Origin of the sequence: Methanoculleus sp. UBA413 (assembly GCF_002502935.1) — an archaeon.
Lineage (GTDB): Archaea > Halobacteriota > Methanomicrobia > Methanomicrobiales > Methanoculleaceae > Methanoculleus > Methanoculleus bourgensis.
This window is the reverse complement of the sequence record NZ_DAQR01000033.1, coordinates 342-869: the sequence shown is the minus strand read 5'-3', so window position 1 is coordinate 869 and position 528 is coordinate 342. Positions and strand designations below refer to the sequence as shown.

Below are 528 nucleotides of genomic sequence, written 5' to 3'. Positions count from 1 at the left end.
CCGCTGATCCGGGCGCTGGATGATGAATACGTTGATGTGCGGTGGAAAGCGGCGAAAGCACTCGGAATCATCGATGAACGCGAACCTGTGCTCCCGCTGATACGGATCCTGGATGATGAGAGTTCCTGGGTCAGGATGGGAGCGGCGTGGGCGCTCGGGAAGATCGGCGATCCCAGGGCCGTCGAGCCGCTGATCATGCTGTTTGACGACCCAAAACCCCGCGTCAGGAGAATGGCGGCATGGGCGCTCGGGCGGATAGGCAACCCACGGGCCAGGGAGCCGCTGGTGCGCCTCCTTGGGGATACCAACCGCGACGTCAGGCTTGCAGCCCGGCAGGCGCTCGACGATATCGGGACCGAGCGCGAGATCCCGAGCGTGTGACAGACTGCACGCCTCTCATGCCGGGAATGATTGAGGGCGCCTGATGAGCCCATGCATCCCGGGGTTGCTCCGGCTTCGTGAAGGGAAGTCGTTGCACAGATTCCGCGTCTTTCCATAGACCTCCCCCCCCTCCGGGTGCGGGGTGGG

Annotated in this window: 1 protein-coding gene; it reads left to right on the top strand. The window is 64.2% G+C overall.

The window, feature by feature from the left end; all coding sequences use genetic code 11:
* Window positions 1-381 (top strand): HEAT repeat domain-containing protein (locus BP858_RS02600; protein ID WP_286878766.1); only part of this gene is annotated, 381 nt, incomplete at its 5' end.
* Window positions 382-528 lie beyond the last annotated feature (147 nt).